The 18,521-nt window shown below is 64.3% G+C and carries 21 protein-coding genes and 1 other RNA gene; 15 read left to right on the top strand and 7 right to left on the bottom strand.

Annotation, left to right across the window (positions count from 1 at the left end):
* Window positions 1–116 precede the first annotated feature (116 nt).
* From FEZ63_RS02320 to tkt, 6 genes are all read right to left on the bottom strand, one after another.
* Window positions 117–1,016 carry a tetratricopeptide repeat protein gene (locus FEZ63_RS02320; RefSeq protein WP_150942022.1) on the bottom strand — a complete coding sequence of 300 codons (900 nt, stop codon included), beginning with the start codon at window positions 1,014–1,016 and terminating at the stop codon, window positions 117–119.
* Window positions 1,016–1,669 (bottom strand): thiamine phosphate synthase, encoded by a 654-nt coding sequence (locus FEZ63_RS02325; RefSeq protein ID WP_150942023.1) that lies wholly within the window; start codon window positions 1,667–1,669, stop codon window positions 1,016–1,018. The genes FEZ63_RS02320 and FEZ63_RS02325 overlap by 1 nt, the downstream gene beginning before the upstream one ends.
* 106 nt (window positions 1,670–1,775) lie before the next feature.
* Window positions 1,776–2,861: a class II fructose-bisphosphate aldolase gene (fba, locus tag FEZ63_RS02330; RefSeq protein WP_150942332.1), complete on the bottom strand. Its 1,086-nt coding sequence runs from the start codon at window positions 2,859–2,861 to the stop codon at window positions 1,776–1,778.
* Between the two features lie 51 nt (window positions 2,862–2,912).
* Window positions 2,913–4,103: a phosphoglycerate kinase gene (locus FEZ63_RS02335; protein WP_150942024.1), complete on the bottom strand. Its 1,191-nt coding sequence runs from the start codon at window positions 4,101–4,103 to the stop codon at window positions 2,913–2,915.
* A gap of 12 nt (window positions 4,104–4,115) precedes the next feature.
* Window positions 4,116–5,123 carry a type I glyceraldehyde-3-phosphate dehydrogenase gene (gap, locus tag FEZ63_RS02340; protein WP_150942025.1) on the bottom strand — a complete coding sequence of 336 codons (1,008 nt, stop codon included), beginning with the start codon at window positions 5,121–5,123 and terminating at the stop codon, window positions 4,116–4,118.
* 43 nt (window positions 5,124–5,166) lie between these two features.
* The gene (tkt, locus tag FEZ63_RS02345) at window positions 5,167–7,101 is read right to left on the bottom strand and encodes a transketolase (RefSeq protein ID WP_244622619.1); all 1,935 of its coding nucleotides are present in this window, start codon (window positions 7,099–7,101) and stop codon (window positions 5,167–5,169) included.
* 294 nt (window positions 7,102–7,395) lie between these two features.
* Between tkt and FEZ63_RS02350 the strand changes: the two genes are divergently transcribed.
* The 11 genes from FEZ63_RS02350 (at window position 7,396) to ybgC (ending at window position 14,615) form a co-directional block, all read left to right on the top strand.
* Window positions 7,396–7,689, top strand: coding sequence for a DUF4164 domain-containing protein (locus tag FEZ63_RS02350; protein WP_150942027.1), 294 nt, complete (start codon window positions 7,396–7,398; stop codon window positions 7,687–7,689).
* 1 nt (window position 7,690) lies between these two features.
* On the top strand, window positions 7,691–8,053 hold the full coding sequence (locus FEZ63_RS02355; protein WP_150942028.1) for a cell division protein ZapA: 363 nt from the start codon (window positions 7,691–7,693) through the stop codon (window positions 8,051–8,053).
* A gap of 195 nt (window positions 8,054–8,248) precedes the next feature.
* Window positions 8,249–8,404, top strand: a non-coding RNA gene (gene ssrS, locus FEZ63_RS02360) — 6S RNA.
* A gap of 16 nt (window positions 8,405–8,420) precedes the next feature.
* The gene (locus FEZ63_RS02365) at window positions 8,421–9,002 is read left to right on the top strand and encodes a 5-formyltetrahydrofolate cyclo-ligase (RefSeq protein ID WP_150942029.1); all 582 of its coding nucleotides are present in this window, start codon (window positions 8,421–8,423) and stop codon (window positions 9,000–9,002) included.
* Between the two features lie 21 nt (window positions 9,003–9,023).
* Window positions 9,024–9,845 carry a TIGR00282 family metallophosphoesterase gene (locus FEZ63_RS02370; RefSeq protein ID WP_150942030.1) on the top strand — a complete coding sequence of 274 codons (822 nt, stop codon included), beginning with the start codon at window positions 9,024–9,026 and terminating at the stop codon, window positions 9,843–9,845.
* A gap of 71 nt (window positions 9,846–9,916) precedes the next feature.
* On the top strand, window positions 9,917–10,585 hold the full coding sequence (locus FEZ63_RS02375) for an exopolysaccharide biosynthesis protein (RefSeq protein ID WP_162419647.1): 669 nt from the start codon (window positions 9,917–9,919) through the stop codon (window positions 10,583–10,585).
* Between the two features lie 147 nt (window positions 10,586–10,732).
* Complete coding sequence (locus tag FEZ63_RS02380) at window positions 10,733–11,479, top strand: YebC/PmpR family DNA-binding transcriptional regulator (RefSeq protein WP_150942032.1); 747 nt, start codon at window positions 10,733–10,735, stop codon at window positions 11,477–11,479.
* A gap of 157 nt (window positions 11,480–11,636) precedes the next feature.
* Window positions 11,637–12,137: a crossover junction endodeoxyribonuclease RuvC gene (gene ruvC, locus FEZ63_RS02385; protein ID WP_150942033.1), complete on the top strand. Its 501-nt coding sequence runs from the start codon at window positions 11,637–11,639 to the stop codon at window positions 12,135–12,137.
* Between the two features lie 209 nt (window positions 12,138–12,346).
* Window positions 12,347–12,964: a Holliday junction branch migration protein RuvA gene (ruvA, locus tag FEZ63_RS02390; protein WP_150942034.1), complete on the top strand. Its 618-nt coding sequence runs from the start codon at window positions 12,347–12,349 to the stop codon at window positions 12,962–12,964.
* Between the two features lie 42 nt (window positions 12,965–13,006).
* Entirely contained in the window at window positions 13,007–14,047 is a 1,041-nt protein-coding gene (gene ruvB / locus FEZ63_RS02395; protein WP_150942035.1) for a Holliday junction branch migration DNA helicase RuvB, read from the top strand.
* Window positions 14,048–14,222: 175 nt separating this feature from the next.
* Window positions 14,223–14,615 carry a tol-pal system-associated acyl-CoA thioesterase gene (ybgC, locus tag FEZ63_RS02400; RefSeq protein ID WP_338042194.1) on the top strand — a complete coding sequence of 131 codons (393 nt, stop codon included), beginning with the start codon at window positions 14,223–14,225 and terminating at the stop codon, window positions 14,613–14,615.
* A 2-nt stretch (window positions 14,616–14,617) separates the two neighbouring features.
* Here the strand turns inward: ybgC and FEZ63_RS02405 are convergent, their stop codons facing one another.
* Complete coding sequence (locus FEZ63_RS02405; RefSeq protein ID WP_150942037.1) at window positions 14,618–14,863, bottom strand: DUF1127 domain-containing protein; 246 nt, start codon at window positions 14,861–14,863, stop codon at window positions 14,618–14,620.
* 107 nt (window positions 14,864–14,970) lie between these two features.
* Here FEZ63_RS02405 and gcvA point away from each other — a divergent pair, with 107 nt between their 5' ends.
* The 4 genes from gcvA (at window position 14,971) to tolA (ending at window position 18,493) form a co-directional block, all read left to right on the top strand.
* Window positions 14,971–15,894, top strand: coding sequence for a transcriptional regulator GcvA (gene gcvA / locus FEZ63_RS02410; protein WP_150942038.1), 924 nt, complete (start codon window positions 14,971–14,973; stop codon window positions 15,892–15,894).
* A 311-nt stretch (window positions 15,895–16,205) separates the two neighbouring features.
* Window positions 16,206–16,925, top strand: a complete 720-nt coding sequence (tolQ, locus tag FEZ63_RS02415; protein WP_150942039.1) for a protein TolQ — start codon at window positions 16,206–16,208, stop codon at window positions 16,923–16,925.
* A 13-nt stretch (window positions 16,926–16,938) separates the two neighbouring features.
* Window positions 16,939–17,382 (top strand): ExbD/TolR family protein, encoded by a 444-nt coding sequence (locus FEZ63_RS02420; RefSeq protein ID WP_150942040.1) that lies wholly within the window; start codon window positions 16,939–16,941, stop codon window positions 17,380–17,382.
* Window positions 17,383–17,407: 25 nt separating this feature from the next.
* Window positions 17,408–18,493: a cell envelope integrity protein TolA gene (tolA, locus tag FEZ63_RS02425; protein ID WP_338042191.1), complete on the top strand. Its 1,086-nt coding sequence runs from the start codon at window positions 17,408–17,410 to the stop codon at window positions 18,491–18,493.
* The last annotated feature ends 28 nt before the right edge of the window (window positions 18,494–18,521 follow it).

Genomic DNA, 18,521 nt, shown 5'->3' on the forward strand with positions numbered 1-18,521 from the left:
GTCCTGAACAAGGGGCGGGAAATGGGATGAGGCCGGGTGGACCACGGCGGGCAGCGAAGGTCAAGCGATAGCTCGGGTTCGTAATTGTCCAGGGCGACCGGAACCGCCCCGGCAGACTAACGCATGCCGAGACGCTCGCCCGCCAGTTTCTCCGACTTTTTCTTCTCGTCCGGAGTCAGGTCCTTGAGCGCATCGTCAAGCCACGGATCGGCAAGGCCTTGGCCGACCGCCAGGATGTGCCATGCGGCGGCGTCGATCTTGTTGACAGGCACGCCGCGCCCGGCGGCGAGGAGGCGCGCGAGGCGGTTCTGCGCGATGGCGTTGCCCTTGGCGGCGGCGCGGCGAAAATATTGCGCCGCCTTGCTCTCGTTCTTCACCACGCCGTCGCCGTTGAAGAGCAGAATGGCGTATTCCACATCCCCGACCGAAGACCCGTTCTGCGCCGCCCGCTCGAACAGGGCGGCGGCCTCGGTGGGATTGCGTGTGAGGCCGCGTCCCTTGAGATACAGCACCCCGAGCGCGTGTTGCGCATCGGGCAGTTCGGCGTTGGCTGCGACACGCAACAATTCGATGGTGCGTCGGACATCGGCATCGGCGCTGCTCGGGAGCAGGATGAGCGCCAGATTGTAGCTCGCGACCGGATGGCCCTTTGCGGCGGCCTCTTCGAGCCAGGCGCGCCCTTGGGCGGGGTTCTTGGCCATCCCCCGGCCTTCCAGCGCCATCAGGCCGAGTGAGGCGAGGGCCTGCGCGTCGCCGCGCTGTGCGGCCAGCCGATACCATTCGGCGGCCTTGACGGGGCTCACCGGCACGCCGAGGCCTTGGTTGTACAATTCGCCCAGAAGCGTCATGGCGGCCGAATCCGACTGGTTTTTCTCCAGCCGCATGGTCGCTTCGCGGAAGGCCTCGTTATAGTGGCCGCGCTGATAGGCCCCGAAGGCGAGGTCGGTCGCGGCGTAAGCCGTCCCGATGGACAGCACGCATGCGAAAGCGGCGGCGAACAGGCGGGTCCGGTGCATCAATCGAGTGCCTCGCGCTCGCCGATCAGCGCGATGGCGGCGGGGATCGCCTTGGCGGGGCCGTCCGCATGGGACCAGACCGCATCGCCGAGCGCGATGAACTCGGCGCGGGTCGCCACCAGTTCCGGGATCACTTCAAGGCTCGGCGCATAGACGACGCAAGGGGTCTCGAAGATCTCGGCCCACCAGGTCGCTCGCTCCACGACGCTCTCGAGAGAGGGCAGGCTGTCGTCCGCGCGGGGCTCGCCGAAAAGGAGATAATCGGCCCCCGCTTCGCCGGCCGTCATCGCCTCGTCCTTCGAGCGGATGGCGCCCACACCCATGGCCCGCTCCGATTTGAGGTGCTGGCGCAGGTCTTTCAGGTCGGTCTGGCCGCTGGTGACATGAACCCCGTCCGCGCCGGCACGTCCGGCAACGAGCGCCAGATCGGCTTCGCCCGCCGAGGCGATGATGAGCGCCGTTCCATGGTCCTGCACGGGAGGCGCCAGGATCTTAATCTGGTTGACGAGGGTCCGCTCGTCGGCCTTCGGGAGCCGGAGCAGCAGGGCCGCGACATCACCGGTTGCGCAAGCCTCCGCAAGACGCGGCGCAAAAGCGGCGGCGTCTTCCACGACCGGGGTGATGAGATAGAGGCGGGCAGCAGGTTCAGCCATGATCCACGATCGACGAGAAAATTTCAGAGAGCTACGCCATAACGAAAACGGGGCCATCTTGCGAGGCCCCGTTATTCCGAAAATTAAGGCGAAAGCCCGGTCGGCCTCACTCGGCAGCCTTCCGGCCGGCGCCGTATGTCGGGTCGAGCTCGCCGGACGCATAGCGCTTGGCCATGGCGGCGGTGGACAGAATCTTGATCTTGCCCGCCTGGCCCGCCGTGCCGAATTCCTCGAAGCGCAGCTTGCAGAGCTTCGTCATGGCTTCCATGGCGGGCTTGAGATACTTGCGCGGGTCGAACTCGCCCGGATTCTCGGTGAGGATGCGGCGGATCTGGCCGGTCATCGCCATGCGGTTGTCGGTGTCGATGTTGATCTTGCGGACGCCGTGCTTGATGCCCCGCTGGATCTCCTCGACCGGCACGCCCCAGGTCTGGGGCATCTTGCCGCCGTACTGGTTGATGATGTCCTGCAGGTCCTGCGGCACCGAGGACGAGCCGTGCATGACCAGATGGGTGTTGGGCAGGCGGCGGTGGATTTCCTCGATGACATGCATCGCGAGGATCGCGCCATCCGGCTTGCGGGTGAACTTGTAGGCCCCGTGCGAGGTGCCCATGGCGATGGCGAGCGCGTCCACCCGGGTCTCGGCCACGAACTTCACGGCCTCGTCGGGATCGGTGAGCAGCTGATCGTGACTGAGCTTGCCCTCGGCCCCGTGGCCATCCTCCTTGTCGCCCATGCCGGTCTCGAGGGAACCGAGCACGCCGAGTTCGCCTTCCACCGAGATGCCGCCGAGATGCGCCATCTCGACCACCTTCCGGGTGACGCCGACATTGTAGTCCCAATCACCCGGGGTCTTGCCGTCGGCCTTGAGCGATCCGTCCATCATCACCGACGTGAAGCCGGACTGGATCGCCGTCATGCAGGTGGCTGGCTCGTTGCCGTGATCGAGATGCACGCAGACGGGGATATGCGGATAGATCTCGGTGACCGCGTCCATCATGTGCTTGAGCATGATGTCGTTTGCGTAGGATCGCGCGCCGCGGCTCGCCTGGATGATCACCGGCGCCTCGAGGGCGTTCGCCGCCTCCATGATGGCGAGCGCCTGTTCCATATTGTTGATGTTGAACGCCGGTACGCCGTAGCCGTGCTCGGCGGCGTGGTCGAGTAGCTGTCTCAAGGTGATGCGCGCCATCATGTTCCTCCTGATTTTATGTCTTAGAGCCTGACGAAGCTGAACTGCGCCTTAAGCCTTCAGTGCGTCGACGCCGGGGAGGGGCTTGCCTTCGAGCCATTCGAGGAAAGCGCCGCCCGCTGTCGACACATAGGAAAAGCCGTCCGCCGCGCCCGCATGGTTGAGCGCCGACACCGTATCGCCGCCGCCTGCCACCGAGACCAGCTTGCCGGCCCTGGTGCGTTCCGCTGCGTGGCGGGCCGTGGCAACCGTCCCCTGATCGAACGGCGTGATCTCGAAGGCACCGAGCGGGCCGTTCCAAACCAGCGTTTTCGCGTCGTTGATGGCCGCATTCACCCGTTCGACCGATTGCGAGCCCACATCGAGGATCATCTGGTCGTCAGGGATGGCATCGATGCCGAAGGTCTGGTTGTAGGCGCCGGCCTTGAAATCATAGGCGCAGACGCCGTCTACCGGCAGGATGATGGCGCAATTGGTCTCGCGCGCCCTGTCGAGGATGCGCAAGGCGGTATCGGCCAGATCCTTCTCGGCCAGTGATTTGCCGATGCCGAGGCCCATGGCGTGCAGAAACGTATTGGCCATGCCGCCGCCGATCACCAGCGCATCGACCTTCTGTACGAGATTTTCGAGCAGGTCGATTTTGGTCGAAACCTTCGCGCCGCCGACGATGGCGACGAGCGGCCGTTTGGGCGATTCCAGCCCCTTGGCCAGCGCATCGAGTTCCGCCTGCATGGTGCGGCCGGCGAAGGACGGGAGCACATGCGCCAGGCCTTCGGTCGAGGCGTGCGCCCGATGAGCCGTAGAGAAGGCATCGTTGACATAGAGATCGCCGAGCTTCGCCAGTTCCTGCACGAAAGCCGGGTCGTTCTTCTCCTCGCCCGCATGAAAGCGGGTGTTTTCAAGGAGAAGGACGCCGCCGTCCTTGAGAGCGCCGACGGCCGTGGCGGCCGCTTCGCCGATGCAGTCATCGGCGAAGGCCACACCCTTCTTGAGGTGCTGCGCGAGCGCTTCCGCGACCGGCTTGAGCGATTCTTTCGGATCACGTCCTTTCGGGCGGCCGAAATGAGCGAGGAGAATGACCTTTCCGCCCTTGTCGGAGATTTCCCGGAGGGTCGGCAGGATGCGCTCGATGCGGGTCGCATCGGTGATCCGGCCGTTCTCCATGGGAACGTTGAGGTCGACGCGGACGAGAACGCGCTTCCCTTTGACCTCAGCCTGATCGAGCGTTCGGAAAGCGGTCATCGACAAGCTCCGTCAGATCAGCTTCGCCATGGCGACGGCGGTGTCCGCCATGCGGTTGGAAAAGCCCCACTCGTTATCGTACCACGCCAGGACGCGAACGAGGTTGCCGTCCAGCACCTTGGTCTGGTCCATGTGGAAGGTGGACGAAGCCGGATCGTGGTTGAAGTCGATCGAGACCTTGGGCTCGTGCGTATAGGCAAGGATGCCCTTGAGCGGCCCATCAGCGGCCGCCGTGATGGCCTTGTTGATTTCCTCGACCGAAGTCGGCCGCTTGGAAACGAACTTGAAATCGACCACCGAGACATTCGGAGTCGGCACGCGGATCGAGGTTCCGTCGAGCTTGCCGTTGAGCTCGGGCAGCACGAGGCCGACGGCCTTGGCGGCGCCGGTCGAGGTCGGGATCATCGACACGGCCGCGGCGCGGGCGCGATAGAGATCCTTGTGCATCTGGTCGAGGGACGGCTGATCGTTGGTGTAGGAATGGATCGTCGTCATGAAGCCTTTTTCGATGCCGACTGCGTCATTCAACACCTTCGCCATAGGGGCGAGGCAGTTGGTGGTGCAGGAGGCATTCGAGATGACGATGTGATCCTTCGTCAGCTTGTCGTGATTGACGCCGTAGACGACGGTCAAATCGGCGCCGTCGGCCGGAGCCGACACGATGACGCGCTTGGCGCCGGCCTTGAGATGGGCCGAGGCCTTTTCCTTCGAGGTGAAGAAACCCGTGCATTCGAGCGCGATGTCGACGCCGAGCTCTTTGTGGGGCAGCTCGGCCGGGTCCTTAATCGCCGTGACCTTGATGCGCTGGCCGTTGACGACGATGAAGTCGCCCTCGACCTTCACTTCGGCCGGAAACTTGCCGTGCACCGAATCGTAGCGCAGCAGGTGAGCATTGGTCTCAACCGGACCGAGGTCGTTGATCGACACCACCTGAATGTCCGTACGACCACTCTCCACGATAGCGCGCAGGATGTTGCGCCCGATACGACCGAAGCCGTTGATCGCGACCTTCACCGTCATTTCTTAAGCTCCCTTTTGCGACGAGGCTCATCGCTCCAAAGCCTCATAGATTATGGGTCCTCAGGACCTTCTCGGCCACCGCTTCGGCAGTGATGCCGAAATGCTGGTAGAGATCCTTGTACGGCGCGCTGGCACCGAACCCGCTCATGCCGACGAAAATGCCATCGGATCCGATGACCGCGTCCCAGCCGAAACGCACAGCCGCCTCGATCGCGACCTTGACTGGTGCGTCGCTAATGATGCGGGCGCGCACCGACTCCGGCTGGGCCAGGAACAGGTCGAGCGAGGGTACCGACACAACGCGAACCGCGAAGCTCTGTTCGGCAAGAATTTTCTGGGCCGCCAGCGCAATCTCGACCTCGCTGCCTGACGCGAAGATCGTTGCCCGGGCCTTGCCGGGGGCGGGCGACAGCTCGTAGGCGCCGACCGCCGACGCATTCTTGTCGCCTGCTTCCTTGCGGACCTGCGGCAGGTTCTGGCGAGTCAGGGCGAGCAGGCTCGGCCCGTCGGTGCGCTCGACGGCGAGCTGCCAGCATTCGGCGGTCTCGATCGCATCAGCCGGGCGGTAGACGCGCATCTTCGGCATGGCGCGCAATGAGGCGAGATGCTCGACCGGCTGGTGCGTCGGGCCGTCCTCGCCAAGGCCGATGGAATCGTGCGTCATCACATAAACGACCGGGATGCCGGCGAGCGCCGCGATCCGCATGGCGGGACGGGCGTAATCGGCAAAGACCAGGAAGGTCGCGCCGGCGGGCAGGAAGCCCCCGTGCAGCGACATGCCGTTCATGGCCGCCGCCATCCCGTGCTCGCGGATGCCGTAATGGATATAGCGGCCCGCATATTCACCCGGCGAGATGGCGGTGAGGTTCTTGGTCTTGGTGTTGTTCGACGGCGTCAGATCGGCCGAGCCGAGGATCAGCTCGGGCACCGCCTCGGTGATGACCTCGAGGGCGATCTCGCTCGCCTTCCGCGTGGCCACGTTCTGCGGTTCGGCCAGCAGGCGCGCTTTCAGCTTGGCGACGGCCTCGGATAGGCCTTCGGGACGCACGCCCTTCATGCGGCGTTCGAATTCGCTGCGGGTTGCGGCGGGCGCCGCCTTGAGGCGGTCCGTCCAGGCCTTGCGCTGGCGGCGGCCCTTGCGGCCGGCTTTCGCCCAGGCATCGCGGATCGTGTCGGGCAGCTCGAACGGAGCCGAATTCCAGCCATAGGAGGTCTTGGCGCCGGCCAGTTCCTCAGGCCCCAGCGGCTCGCCGTGGGCTTTCGAGGTGCCGGCCTTCTTGGGTGCGCCGTAGCCGATGGTGGTCTTGCAGGCGATCATCGTCGGGCGGTCGGATTTCTGGGCGCGCGACAGGGCGCGGGCGATGGCCTGCGGATCGTGGCCGTCGACGCGAACCGCGCGCCAGCCGGCAGCCTCGAAGCGCTTTACCTGATCGCCCGATTCGGAGAGCGAGAGCGGGCCGTCGATGGAGATGCCGTTATCGTCGAAAAGCACGATGAGACGGTTGAGCTTCAGGTGGCCGGCGAGCGAAATCGCCTCGTGGCTGATGCCCTCCATGAGGTCGCCGTCGGAGGCGATCACATAGGTGCGGTGATCGACGAGATCGTCCCCATATTCGGCATTCAGCATCCGCTCGGCGATGGCCATGCCGACCGCGGTGGCGAGGCCCTGCCCGAGGGGGCCGGTGGTGGTCTCGACGCCGGGCGTCATGAAGTTTTCGGGATGGCCGGGCGTCTTCGAATCGAGTTTGCGGAAGCGCTTCAGCTCATCGATCGTCATGCCGCTCACGCCCGTCAGGTGAAGCAGCGCATAGAGCAGCATCGAGCCGTGGCCGGCCGAGAGCACGAAACGATCGCGGTCGGCCCAGGTCGGGTCGGTTGCGTCGTATTTCAGGAATTTCGTAAACAGAACCGTCGCCATGTCGGCGGCGCCCATCGGCAGGCCCGGATGGCCGGACTTGGCTTGTTCGACTGCGTCCATGGCTAGAACGCGCACGGCGTTCGCCAGATCGGAATGGGTGACGCGATCGGCGAGGACAGTATCTGACACGGCTCGTAATCCACAGGTCTTGGCGGGGTTCTCGCAAACAGGATTCTTGGCGAGGAAACCACTCTGGAGGGGCCGGGGCTCCTTAACACGGGGGCGAAGCGAGTCAAAGACTTCAGGCTCGAGGCGATTGCAGTGGAGCAAAGTCTCAGGCTTCGCCAAATCCTTGAAGGCCGTTGCCCCTCGGTAATGACCGGCCTAGTGTCGGGGACGATTCCCGGAGTTGCGATGACCCCCATTCTCGATGACGCATTGAAACGACTCGACGTTGCCCTCGGTCTTCTCGAGGCTTCGGTTTCACGGCGGCTGGAGGCGGAGAAGCGGCGCGGCGATCTGGAAACGGAACTCCAGCTCATGCAGGACGACCGCGCCCGGCTCGCTGGCGAGTTGGATGGCGCGCTGACGCGTCTCCAGCGTTATGAGGCGGCGACGGACGATGTCAGTCAGCGGGTCCGCGTCGCCATCGGCACGATCCAGAGCGTGCTCCATCAGGCCGGCGAACTCGAACCCGAGGAGGGCTGAGATGTCCCAGGTATCCGTCATCATTGCCGGCAAGACCTACCGCATCGCCTGTGCCGACGGCGAAGAGGAACATCTGGGCGGCCTCGCGGCCTCGCTCGACGCCAAGATCGAGGACATGCGCGTCGCCTTTGGCGAAATCGGCGAGATGCGCCTGCACGTCATGGCGGCGATCACCATGGCGGACGAATTGCACGAGACCAGAAAACGCATCGCCGCCATGGAGGCGGAGCTGAACGAATTGCGCTCCTTCGCCTCCACGGGCGACGAGCGCAGCCAGATGATCGAGGCCCGCCTTGCCGACGGCATCCAGAAAGCCGCCGACCGCATCGAGCGACTGGCGCGAGGGCTGAACGCACCGGCCTGATCGGAGCCGCTGAACGACGCTTTGCGTGCTTCGAGACGCTTCGCTCCTCAGCATGAGGGATCGTTGCGATCGTCGAAATGACACCCACCTCATGCTGAGGAGTGGCGCGCAGGGCAGCGTCACGAAGCACGCACCTCCTCAGATAGCTCCAATTTTCCCCTTTCCCCGCACCTCTATCGTCCCTACATACGGAAGGCGGGGCTGCGGGGCACGTTTGGAGATCATTTCCCCGGGGCCTTAACGATCCCAAGGGAGCTGTCCCTGACCCGGTCCCTGGACCGGGATACACGGCGCCCACCTACATAAGTAGGTTCCCGGGATCGCTTCTCTGACGACTTTCGCGGCTCCGCACTCCACATCAAAATTGATGACCTCACCCCCTCTCGCCGATCTCAAGGAAACACTCCGCCGGCAGGCGCTTTTTCGCCGCGACGGGCTCGATGAGGATTTTCGCCAGCAGGCCTCGCGTCGCATCTGCGAAAGAGCCCTCGAAATTCCTGAGCTTCGACAGCCGAACGTTGTCGGCAGCTACTGGCCGATCCGGAGCGAGGTCGATCCTCGGCCGCTGATGGAAGATCTCGTGGCCCGCGGCCAGGAGGTCGCGCTCTCCCAGGTTCTGCATCCGCATCTGAGTTTCCGGCTGTGGCAGCCGGGAGATCCGTTGATCAAGGGCGGCTTCGGCGTGCGGGAGCCGGGGCCTGACGCGCCGGAAGTCTTCCCGGCGGCGCTTCTCGTCCCTCTCGCGGCCTTCGACCGCCGCGGCGGGCGCATCGGCTATGGCAAAGGTCATTTCGACCGGGCGATCGCTGCGCTGGAAAAGCAGCATCCGATCCTGACCGTGGGATTGGCCTGGGCGGTTCAGGAGATCGAGCAGGTGCCGCTTGAACCGCACGATCGTTTGCTTGATATCGTCATCACCGAAACCGAGCTGATCAGAGCAAGGCCCTGAGGCCTCCAAGGAACCAGAACCATGCGTCTCCTCTTCCTCGGCGATATCGTCGGTCGGCCCGGCCGCAATGCGGTGGCCGAACGGCTTCCGGGATTGCGCGACAGATGGCGCCTCGATTGCGTGGTAATCAATGGGGAGAATTCGGCGGGCGGTTTCGGCATCACCGAGGCGCTCTGCGACGACCTGCTCAATGCCGGCGCCGATGCGGTGACCCTCGGAAACCACAGCTGGGACCAGCGTGAAACCCTCGTGTTCATCGAGCGCCAGACGCGGCTGCTGCGGCCGGTGAACTTCCCGCCCGGCACGCCGGGACGGGGCGCCAATCTCATTGACACCGCCTCGGGCAAGCGTGTGCTTGTCATCAACGTCATGGGCCGGCTCTATATGGACTCGCTCGATGACCCGTTCACGGCGGTGGACCGGGAACTCGATGCCTGCCCCCTCGGCCGGGTGGCTGACGCGGTGATCGTCGACATGCACGCCGAGGCGACCAGCGAGAAGGAGGCGATGGGGCACCATCTGGATGGCCGCGCCTCGCTGGTGGTGGGGACCCACACCCATGTGCCGACAGCCGACCACCGGGTCCTATCCGGCGGCACCGCCTACATGTCGGATGCCGGCATGTGCGGCGATTACGACACCGTGCTCGGCATGCAGAAGGAGGAATCGATCCGGCGGTTTCTCCAGAAGACGCCGGGTCCGCGCATGGAGCCCGGCCTCGGGGAGGGCACGCTCTCGGGGATCGCGGTCGAAACCGACGACCGCACCGGCCTGGCACTGCGGGTTGCGGCGCTGAGGCTCGGCCCGCACCTCGAGGAAAGCTGGCCGCGGTTCTGGGATTAGCCCAGCCTTTCCACAAACCCTCCCTTGGCTTGCCACAATGGATGCCCATCTGTCTCTCACGGAGGAACCAGGTGGACGCCAAACTTAGAACGGACCCCTACTCGGTGAGGGAAAACGGCACCGCCCCCGAGGCTCTGGAACACAAAAGCGCCTCCGCCGTCCTCCGCGGCGTCATCGACAACGCGCAGGGCGAGACGATTTCGATCGGCGCGATCATCGGCGCATTCGGCGAACGCGCCTTCGGCTTCATGCTGATCCTGTTCAGCCTCCCCAATTGTGTTCCCGCCCCTCCGGGCATTGCGGGCATCGTCGGCACGCCGGTGCTGATCTTCGGCATTCAGATGCTGCTCGGCCACAAACATCCCTGGCTGCCGGGCTTCATCCGGCGTCGGACGGTGTCGGTATCGAAATTCAAGCGCCTGATCGACCTGACCGAGCCGAAGCTTCAGAAGCTCGAGAGCTATTGCCGCCCGCGCTTGACGCAATTGTTCAGCGTTTTCGGCGACCGGATGATCGGCCTCTTTGCCGTTCTGGTCGCGCTATCGGTGCTGATCCCCTTTCCGGGCACCAACTTTCCGCCTTCCATCGCGCTCGTGGTCATCTCCATCGCGGTGATGGAGGAGGACGGCTATCTGCTGATCGGCGGCTATCTCATCGGCTTTGCGGGGCTTGCCTATACGATCACCATTCTTGGCGCCTCCTATCACTTGATCCACGCGGCGATCACCAACTGGTTCTAGCGCCTGATCCGGTCCCAGTCCTTTCGTCATCGAGAGGGGCTTTGCGTCGGAGCGTACGGCGTTTTATAAGCCCGCTATCGTCAACAGCCGCGGCCTGACGGGTTCCTTTAAGCGAGGGGAGCCTTCGGCCGTCTCTCCGGAGGCCCTATGGCCGGACATTCACAGTTCAAGAATATCATGCATCGCAAGGGGCGCGTGGATGCGGTGCGCTCCAAGGTGTTCTCGAAGCTCGCCCGCGAAATCACCGTGGCGGCCAAGATGGGCATGCCCGACCCCAACATGAACCCGCGCCTGCGGTCGGCAATTCTGGCGGCGCGGGCCGAGAACATGCCCAAGGACAATATCCAGCGCGCCATCAACAAGGCGGTCGGCGGCGAGGGCGATAATTACGACGAGATCCGCTACGAGGGCTACGGCCCTGGCGGCGTCGCGCTGATCATCGAGGCCATGACCGACAACCGCAACCGCACCGCCTCGGATATCCGCTCGTACTTCACCAAGAGCGGCGGCAATCTGGCCGAAACGGGCGCCGTTTCGTTCATGTTCGACCATGTGGGTCTCGTGGAATTCAAGCCCGAGGTGGCAGATGCCGACACGATGCTCGAAGCCGCGATCGATGCGGGCGCCGATGACGTAACGTCCTCCGAGGATGGCCACGAGATCTATTGCGACAGCACCTCGCTCAACGAGGTCACCAAGGCGCTGGAGGAAAAGTTCGGCGAGCCGAAGGCCTCCAAGCTGGTCTGGAAGCCGCAGACGCCGATTCTGGTGGATGACGAAGCCGGCGAAAAGCTCATGCGCCTGATGGAGACGCTCGAAGAGCATGACGATGTGCAGAACGTCTACGGCAATTTCGAATTGTCGGATGCGCTGATGCAGAAGATGTCGGAATAAGCTCGAGCTTGTTCCCTCCCCCTTGGGGGGAGGGCTAGGGTGGGGGTGTCGGCGCAAGCTGACTTAATGATTGGCGCTTACACCCCCACCTCCAACTCCTCCCCGCAAGGGGGAGGAGAGCGCGTGGTGCTTCTGCTACGGGACTCGCAGGACTTTCATGGACCCCATCCGAATCCTCGGTCTCGATCCCGGCCTGCGCAACACCGGCTGGGGCATCATCACGATCGAGGGCTCGAAGCTCTCCTTCGTCGCCTGCGGCGTGGTGACGTCGGATGCGGAGCTCGACTTGGCGCTCCGCCTGAAGCAGCTTCACGACCGGCTGACGGACGTCGTCGCCACCTGGACGCCCCACGAGGTCGCGGTGGAGGAAACCTTCGTCAACAAGGACGCGCAGGCGACCCTGAAACTCGGCCAGGCCCGCGCCATGTCGCTGCTGGTCCCCGCCATGCACAACCTGCCGGTCGCCGAATACGGCGCCAATCAGGTCAAGAAGACCGTCGTCGGCGTGGGCCATGCGGACAAGAACCAGGTGCTGGCGATGGTGAAGATCCTGCTGCCCAGGGCCGACCCGAAAAAAGCCGACGCGGCCGATGCGCTTGCGATTGCGATCTGTCATGCACACCAGCGCAAGGCGCGGGCTTTGGCGGCGAGCTTTTAGGGTGTTACAGAGGCTCAACGGCCCTGGCGGGGAAAAGTCGAGCGTCCTGAGGGTTGTCCGGCCAGGGCGCAGCACCCTCACCCGGACCCTTGGTCCGACCTCTCCCTCGAGGGAGAGGTGAGGAACGAGCGCCAACCCCCACCTCTCCCCGGTGGGGAGAGGTCGAGCGAAGCGAGGGTGAGGGGCTTAGGGCGCAAGGGGGAAAACGATTGATCGGCAAACTTAAAGGGATCATCGACGCCTATGGCGACGACTTCGTGATCCTCGACGTTCAGGGCGTCGGCTACGTGGTGCATTGCTCGTCGCGGACGCTGCAGAACCTGCCGCCGGTGGGCGAGGCGGCCTCGCTCTCCATCGAGACGCATGTGCGCGAGGACATGATCCGGCTCTTCGGCTTCCGCTCGGATGCGGAGCGCGAATGGTTCAAGCTGCTGCAATCGGTGCAGGGGGTCGGCGCCAAGGTGGCGCTCGGCATCCTCTCGGTGCTCGATCCCGGCACGCTGGCAACCGCCATCGCCACCGGCGACAAGGCGTCCGTGGCGCGTGGCCCCGGCGTCGGCCCGAAGCTCGCCCAGCGCATCGTCTCGGAACTGAAGGACAAGGCCCCGGCCTTTTCCGCCATCGATCCGGCGCTGATCCGCCTGTCGGGATCGCTCGACGACAAAACCGCGCCCGCGCCCGTCTCCGATGCTGTCTCGGCCCTGGTCAATCTCGGCTACCCGCAGGCCCAGGCATCGGCCGCGATTGCGGCGGCGATGAAGAGTGCGGGCGAGGAGCCGGAAGCCAAGACGCTGATCCGGCTGGGCCTGCGCGAGTTGGCGCGGTAGAAGAGCTTCGTCTATACGAAGCCTTTGAAGGATTGCGATTCTTTGACCGATTCCCGCCTGTTGACCCCCGAAAAGCGCGAGGACGATGCCGACCTGTCGCTGCGTCCGCTCTCGCTCGTTGATTTCACGGGCCAGAAGGCGGCGCGGGCGAATCTGCAGGTCTTCATCAATGCCGCAAAGTCACGCGGCGATGCCCTCGACCATGTGTTGTTCGTCGGCCCGCCAGGCCTCGGCAAGACCACGCTGGCGCAGATCGTGGCGCGGGAGCTCGGGGTGAATTTCCGCTCGACCTCCGGCCCGGTTATCGCCAAGGCGGGCGACCTTGCGGCGCAGCTCACCAATCTGGAAGAGCGCGACGTGCTCTTCATCGACGAGATTCACCGCCTCAACCCGGCCGTCGAGGAAATCCTCTATCCGGCCATGGAGGATTATCAGCTCGACCTGATCATCGGCGAGGGTCCGGCCGCGCGTTCGGTCAAGATCGAGCTGCCGAAATTCACGCTGGTGGGCGCGACGACCCGCGCGGGCCTTCTTACCACCCCGTTGCGCGACCGCTTCGGCATCCCGATCCGGCTCGAATTCTATACGGTTGAGGAGCTTGAACTCATTGTCCGGCGCGGCGCGCGGGTGCTCGGCATGGGCATGAGCGCGGACGGCGCCAACGAGATCGCCCGCCGCGCCCGTGGCACCCCTCGCATTGCCGGAAGGCTGCTGCGCCGGGTGCGGGATTTCGCGATCGTGGACGGCGTCGATACGGTGACGCGGGAGCACGCGGATGCGGCTTTGCGCCTGCTCGACGTGGATCCGATCGGGCTCGACCAGATGGACCGCAAATACCTCACCCTGGTGGCGCTCTCCTTCGGCGGCGGCCCGGTCGGCATCGAGACCATTGCGGCGGCGTTGTCGGAGCCCCGCGATGCCATCGAGGACATCATCGAGCCTTACCTTCTCCAGAAGGGCTTCGTGCAGCGCACCCCCCGCGGCCGAATGCTGACCACGCACGCCTTCCGCCATCTTGGGTTGGCGGAGCCGAGCCGCGAGGCGGCGCAGTTCGGGCTGTTTGCGGGAGACGAGGATGCGTGAGAAGCGCGGCGGCGATTCCCTCCCCCTTGTGGGGAGGGCCCGGGTCGGGGTGCCGGCTCCAGACCCATCCGACGCCGGCGCCAGCACCCCCACCTCCAACTCCTCCCGGAAAGGGGGAGGAGAGCGCGTCGAGACTTTCCCCCACCTCTCCGGCCGCCTCGAGGGCGACACGCATATTCTGCCGATCCGCGTCTACTACGAGGACACGGATTTCTCTGCGCGGGTCTATCACGCGAGCTACCTGCGATTCCTTGAGCGCGGACGGACGGAGCTTCTGCGGGCGCTGGAAGTCGCCCAATCCGACCTTCATGCGGAGATGGGCGGGCTTGCCTTCGTGGTGCGGAAAATGACCATCGATTTCCTCGGCGCGGCCCTGATGGATGACGTCCTGACGGTGGTCACGCGGCCAAAGGAGATGCGCGGGGCGTCAATGATTCTGGCGCAGGAGGTCCGTCGCGGTGCCGATGTGCTGGTCAAGGCCGATGTCACCGTGGCGGCGGTCCGGGAGGGCCGCGCCGTGCGCATCCCGGACCACCTGAGATCCGCCCTGTCGGCCGGTCTTTCCTGAGCTTACCGGTGCCCTGAGGGGCCCAGCAGGCAATTCTGCCAGGTCGCGGTGCGATCGACGCCGCCCATGTCGGCGGAAGTCAGCCCGATGTCGTGAAGCGCGCGTTCGTCCAGACTGTAGAGCGCGTTCCGGCTCGCCCGGCGGTCGAGCCATGCCTCGAGCCGCAGCAGGAGCGGCAGGAACGATGGCATCGTGCGGTGGGTGGGAGCGAAAGAGCAAAGATTTCCTGGGGCGGTTGCGGTGATCATGACGGGCCTCTTCCGATAGCGTTTTGCTAGGTGTAGGGTGCTCCCGCACAGGGGCCGAAGCAAACGCGAAGACTTTCGCTTCAGCCCAAGCAAATCTTGGTCAGATCATGTCCCGTCGCCGTCTCCCGCCCCTCAAATCCTTGCGCGCTTTCGAGGCGGCGTCCCGTCACCTCAACTTCGAGCGGGCGGGGGACGAGCTTGCCGTCACGGCGAGCGCGGTCGGCCAGCAGGTGAAGTCGCTGGAGGCGTGGCTGGGGCTCCCCCTTTTCGTGCGTCTGCCGAGCAAGGGCGTGGCGCTGACCGTTGTCGGCGAGCGCTACGCCGCCGCGATCTCCGAAGTGCTCGACCGGCTCGACGAGGCGACGGCGCGGGCGCTGAAACCCGAGGCCTCACGCACCTTGACCGTCGCCACCGTGCCGAGCTTCGCCTCCGGATGGCTCATTCCGCGTTTGGGTTCTCTGCGGGAGCGGCATCCCGACCTCGATGTGCGTATCTCGGTCGGACAGGGCCGCACCGATTTCGCCCGTGAGGATGTGGATGTGGCGATTCGGATGGGTCGGGGCTTCTATCCCGGCCTGCGAACCGATCTGCTGATGGAGGAGACGTTCTTTGCCGTGTGCAGCGCGGCCCTCGTCAACGATCCGGTTCATCCGCTCAAAGAGCCCGCCGATCTGCGCTACCACACGCTGCTGCATGAGATCGTCGACACCATTCCGGACTATATCACTTGGGACAAGTGGCTTGCCGCGATCGGAGTCGAGGGCATCGACACGTCTCGCGGGCCGTCTTTCCCGCACACCTATCTGAGCCTGCAGGCGGCGGCCTCCGGTCAAGGCGTCGCGCTCGCCACCAATGTCCTGATCGGCGATTATCTCGATGCCGGCCGCCTCGCGCGGCCATTCCCGCACGAGGTCAAGGGCGTTTATCAGTATTACGTGGTGTGCCCGGAGACGACCGCCGATAGGCCGTCGATCGTCGAGTTTCGGAACTGGGTGCTGGACGAGGCCCGGGCGGCGGGCCAACGCTCCTGACCGGCCGAAATCGATCAACTGCGAAATCGATCAACTGCAGGTGATGCGGCCTTCCGGGCGCCGCCCATAAACCAAGCCTTAACCTTACTCTGTGCCTAACAGGTAACAGAGGGAGCGTATCTGCAAGGCCCCCGGGCGCGCCCATACTTTTGACAGATTGTAGCGCGAACGAGCGAGGGTACGCGGAAAAATTCTCTCCTCGATCATGGTCCGGCGATGGGGCTGCCCCTTCGCCGTCAGGGTCATGCGACAACTTTTAAGAACGCCGTGGATCCCGCCCTCGGGACCACCCGAAGCGCGAGGTCTTGCCCATGAATCCGGTTGATGTTGCCCAGGCTGCTCCTGCGGTACACGACTTGTCCCTGTTCAGCCTGTTCTGGCAAGCGCATTTCACCGTCAAGCTGGTGATGGTGGGGTTGCTCGGCGCGTCGATCTGGTCCTGGGCCGTCATCGTCGACAAGACGCTGCTCTATTCGCGCACGAAGCGGGCGATGGACCGCTTCGAGGAGGTGTTCTGGTCGGGTCAATCGCTCGAGGAACTCTATCGCTCGCTTCAGAACCGGCCTGCGACGGGCCTGTCCGCCGTGTTCGTCGCCGCCATGCGCGAATGGAAGCGCTCGTTCGAGGGATCGAGCCGGACGTTCCAGAGCCTCGGGCAGCGCATCGACAAGGTGCTCGACGTGACCATCCAGCGCGAGGTCGAACGGCTCGATTCCAAGCTGATGATCCTCGCCTCCATTGGCTCGGCCGGCCCGTATATCGGCCTGTTCGGCACTGTGATCGGCATCATGAATTCGTTCACGTCGATTGCCGCCTCCAGCAACACGAGCCTTGCGGTCGTGGCGCCCGGCATCGCCGAGGCGTTGTTTGCCACCGCCATCGGCCTGTTCGCGGCCATTCCGGCGGTCATCGCCTACAACAAGCTGCAATCGGAAGTCGGCAAGCTGCAATCGCGGCTCGAAGGCTTTGCCGACGAATTCTCCGCCATTCTCTCGCGTCAGATCGACGAGCGCATCGCGCACGCAGCGTAAAGGGAGATTGACGATGGCCATGGCAGGTTCGGCAGGAGGCAACTCGCGACGCCGCAGGCGCGCGCGTCGCGGCGGGGCGATCAACGAAATCAACATGACGCCGTTCATCGACGTCATGCTGGTGTTGCTCATCATCTTCATGGTGGCAGCACCGATGATGAGCACGGGTGTTCCGCTCGATCTGCCCCAGACCAAGGCCGCGCCGCTGAACATGGACGCGAAACCGGTGACGCTTTCGATCAGGGCGAGCGGTCAGGTCTTCATGGGCGATGCCGAAGTCACTGACCAGACCATTCTTGGCAAGCTTTCCGAGGTCTCGAAAAAGGGCTTCGAAGAGCGCATTTTTTTCCGGGCCGACAAGAAGGTTGATTACGGGCGGGTCGCGCAGATCATGTCGATCGTCACAGGTGCCGGTTACAGCCGCGTTGCGCTCGTGACCGAACCTGACCAGCGCTAGGCAGAATAGGGCGAGGATCGAAAGCGTGGCGTTGCGGCTGAAATTCAACCCTTCGGAACCGGGCTTCTGGGTCTCGGGCGTGTCGCACGTGGTGATCCTCGGCGCCGCGATGCTGACGCTGTCGACCGTCGCCGAATTCCCCGACGCGCAGGAAGGGATCCCGGTCGAAATCATCACCGACAACCAGTTTTCGCAGATCACCAAGGGCGAGAAGACCGCCAAGGAAGTCCAGGCGACGCCGAAGCCCCGCGCCGACCGCGTAGCGGAAAAGATCGAGCAGCGTGATCCCGGCGAGGACAAGCGCGATGCGCCCGCACCGCCGAAGCGCCCCGAGGAAATGAAGGTCGCCGACAAGGAAGAGCCGGTCGCTGCCCAACCGCCTGCTCCTCCGCCACCCGCAAAGCCGGCCGAGACGAAGGTCGACACGCAGGCCGAGGAAGAAAAGAAGCTGATCGAGAAAGCCGAGGCGGAAGCGGTGGCCCAGAAAGTTGCCGAGGCCAAGGCGAAAGCGGAAGCCGATGCGCAGGCGAAGGCTGAGGCGGACGCAAAGGCAAAGCTGAAAGCCGAGGCCGACGCGAAGGCAAAGGCCGACGCGGAAGCCAAGAAGGTCGCGGAAGCAAAAGCCAAAACCGAAGCCGAGGCCAAGGCCCGCAAGGAAGCCGAAGCGGCGAAGAAACTCGATTTCGGCGATATCAAACAACTGTTGCAAAACAAAGAGAAGCACCAATCGACCGGCGCGACCGGGACCGAAGTGCAGAAGACCGCCTCACTCGGGACGCAGACCGGGAACGCGGCGAAGCTGTCTCCGAGCATGGAAGATGCGCTCGGCGGACTTCTCAAGGAGCAGATCACAAAGTGCTACAACCCTCCTCCCGGCGCGATGACAACCTCCGAGATTCCCGTGCTGGAAGTGAAATTCAATACCGACGGCACGTTAGCGGCGGAGCCGCGCGTCCTCAAAGCCGGTTCGTCCAGCCTCGACCGTGCCGTTGCGGACGCGGCCTTGCGCGCATTGAGACGCTGCGCGCCTTATAATATTCCGGCCAAATTCGCGCCTTATTACAGCTCGTGGAAGCATTGGAATATGCACTTCGAGCCCCCTTCCGTTTAGGCCCTTCAATACCGCTCGTGTCCAGGAT

Origin of the sequence: Microvirga brassicacearum, assembly GCF_008757455.1 — a bacterium.
GTDB classification, from domain to species: Bacteria; Pseudomonadota; Alphaproteobacteria; order Rhizobiales; family Beijerinckiaceae; genus Microvirga; species Microvirga brassicacearum.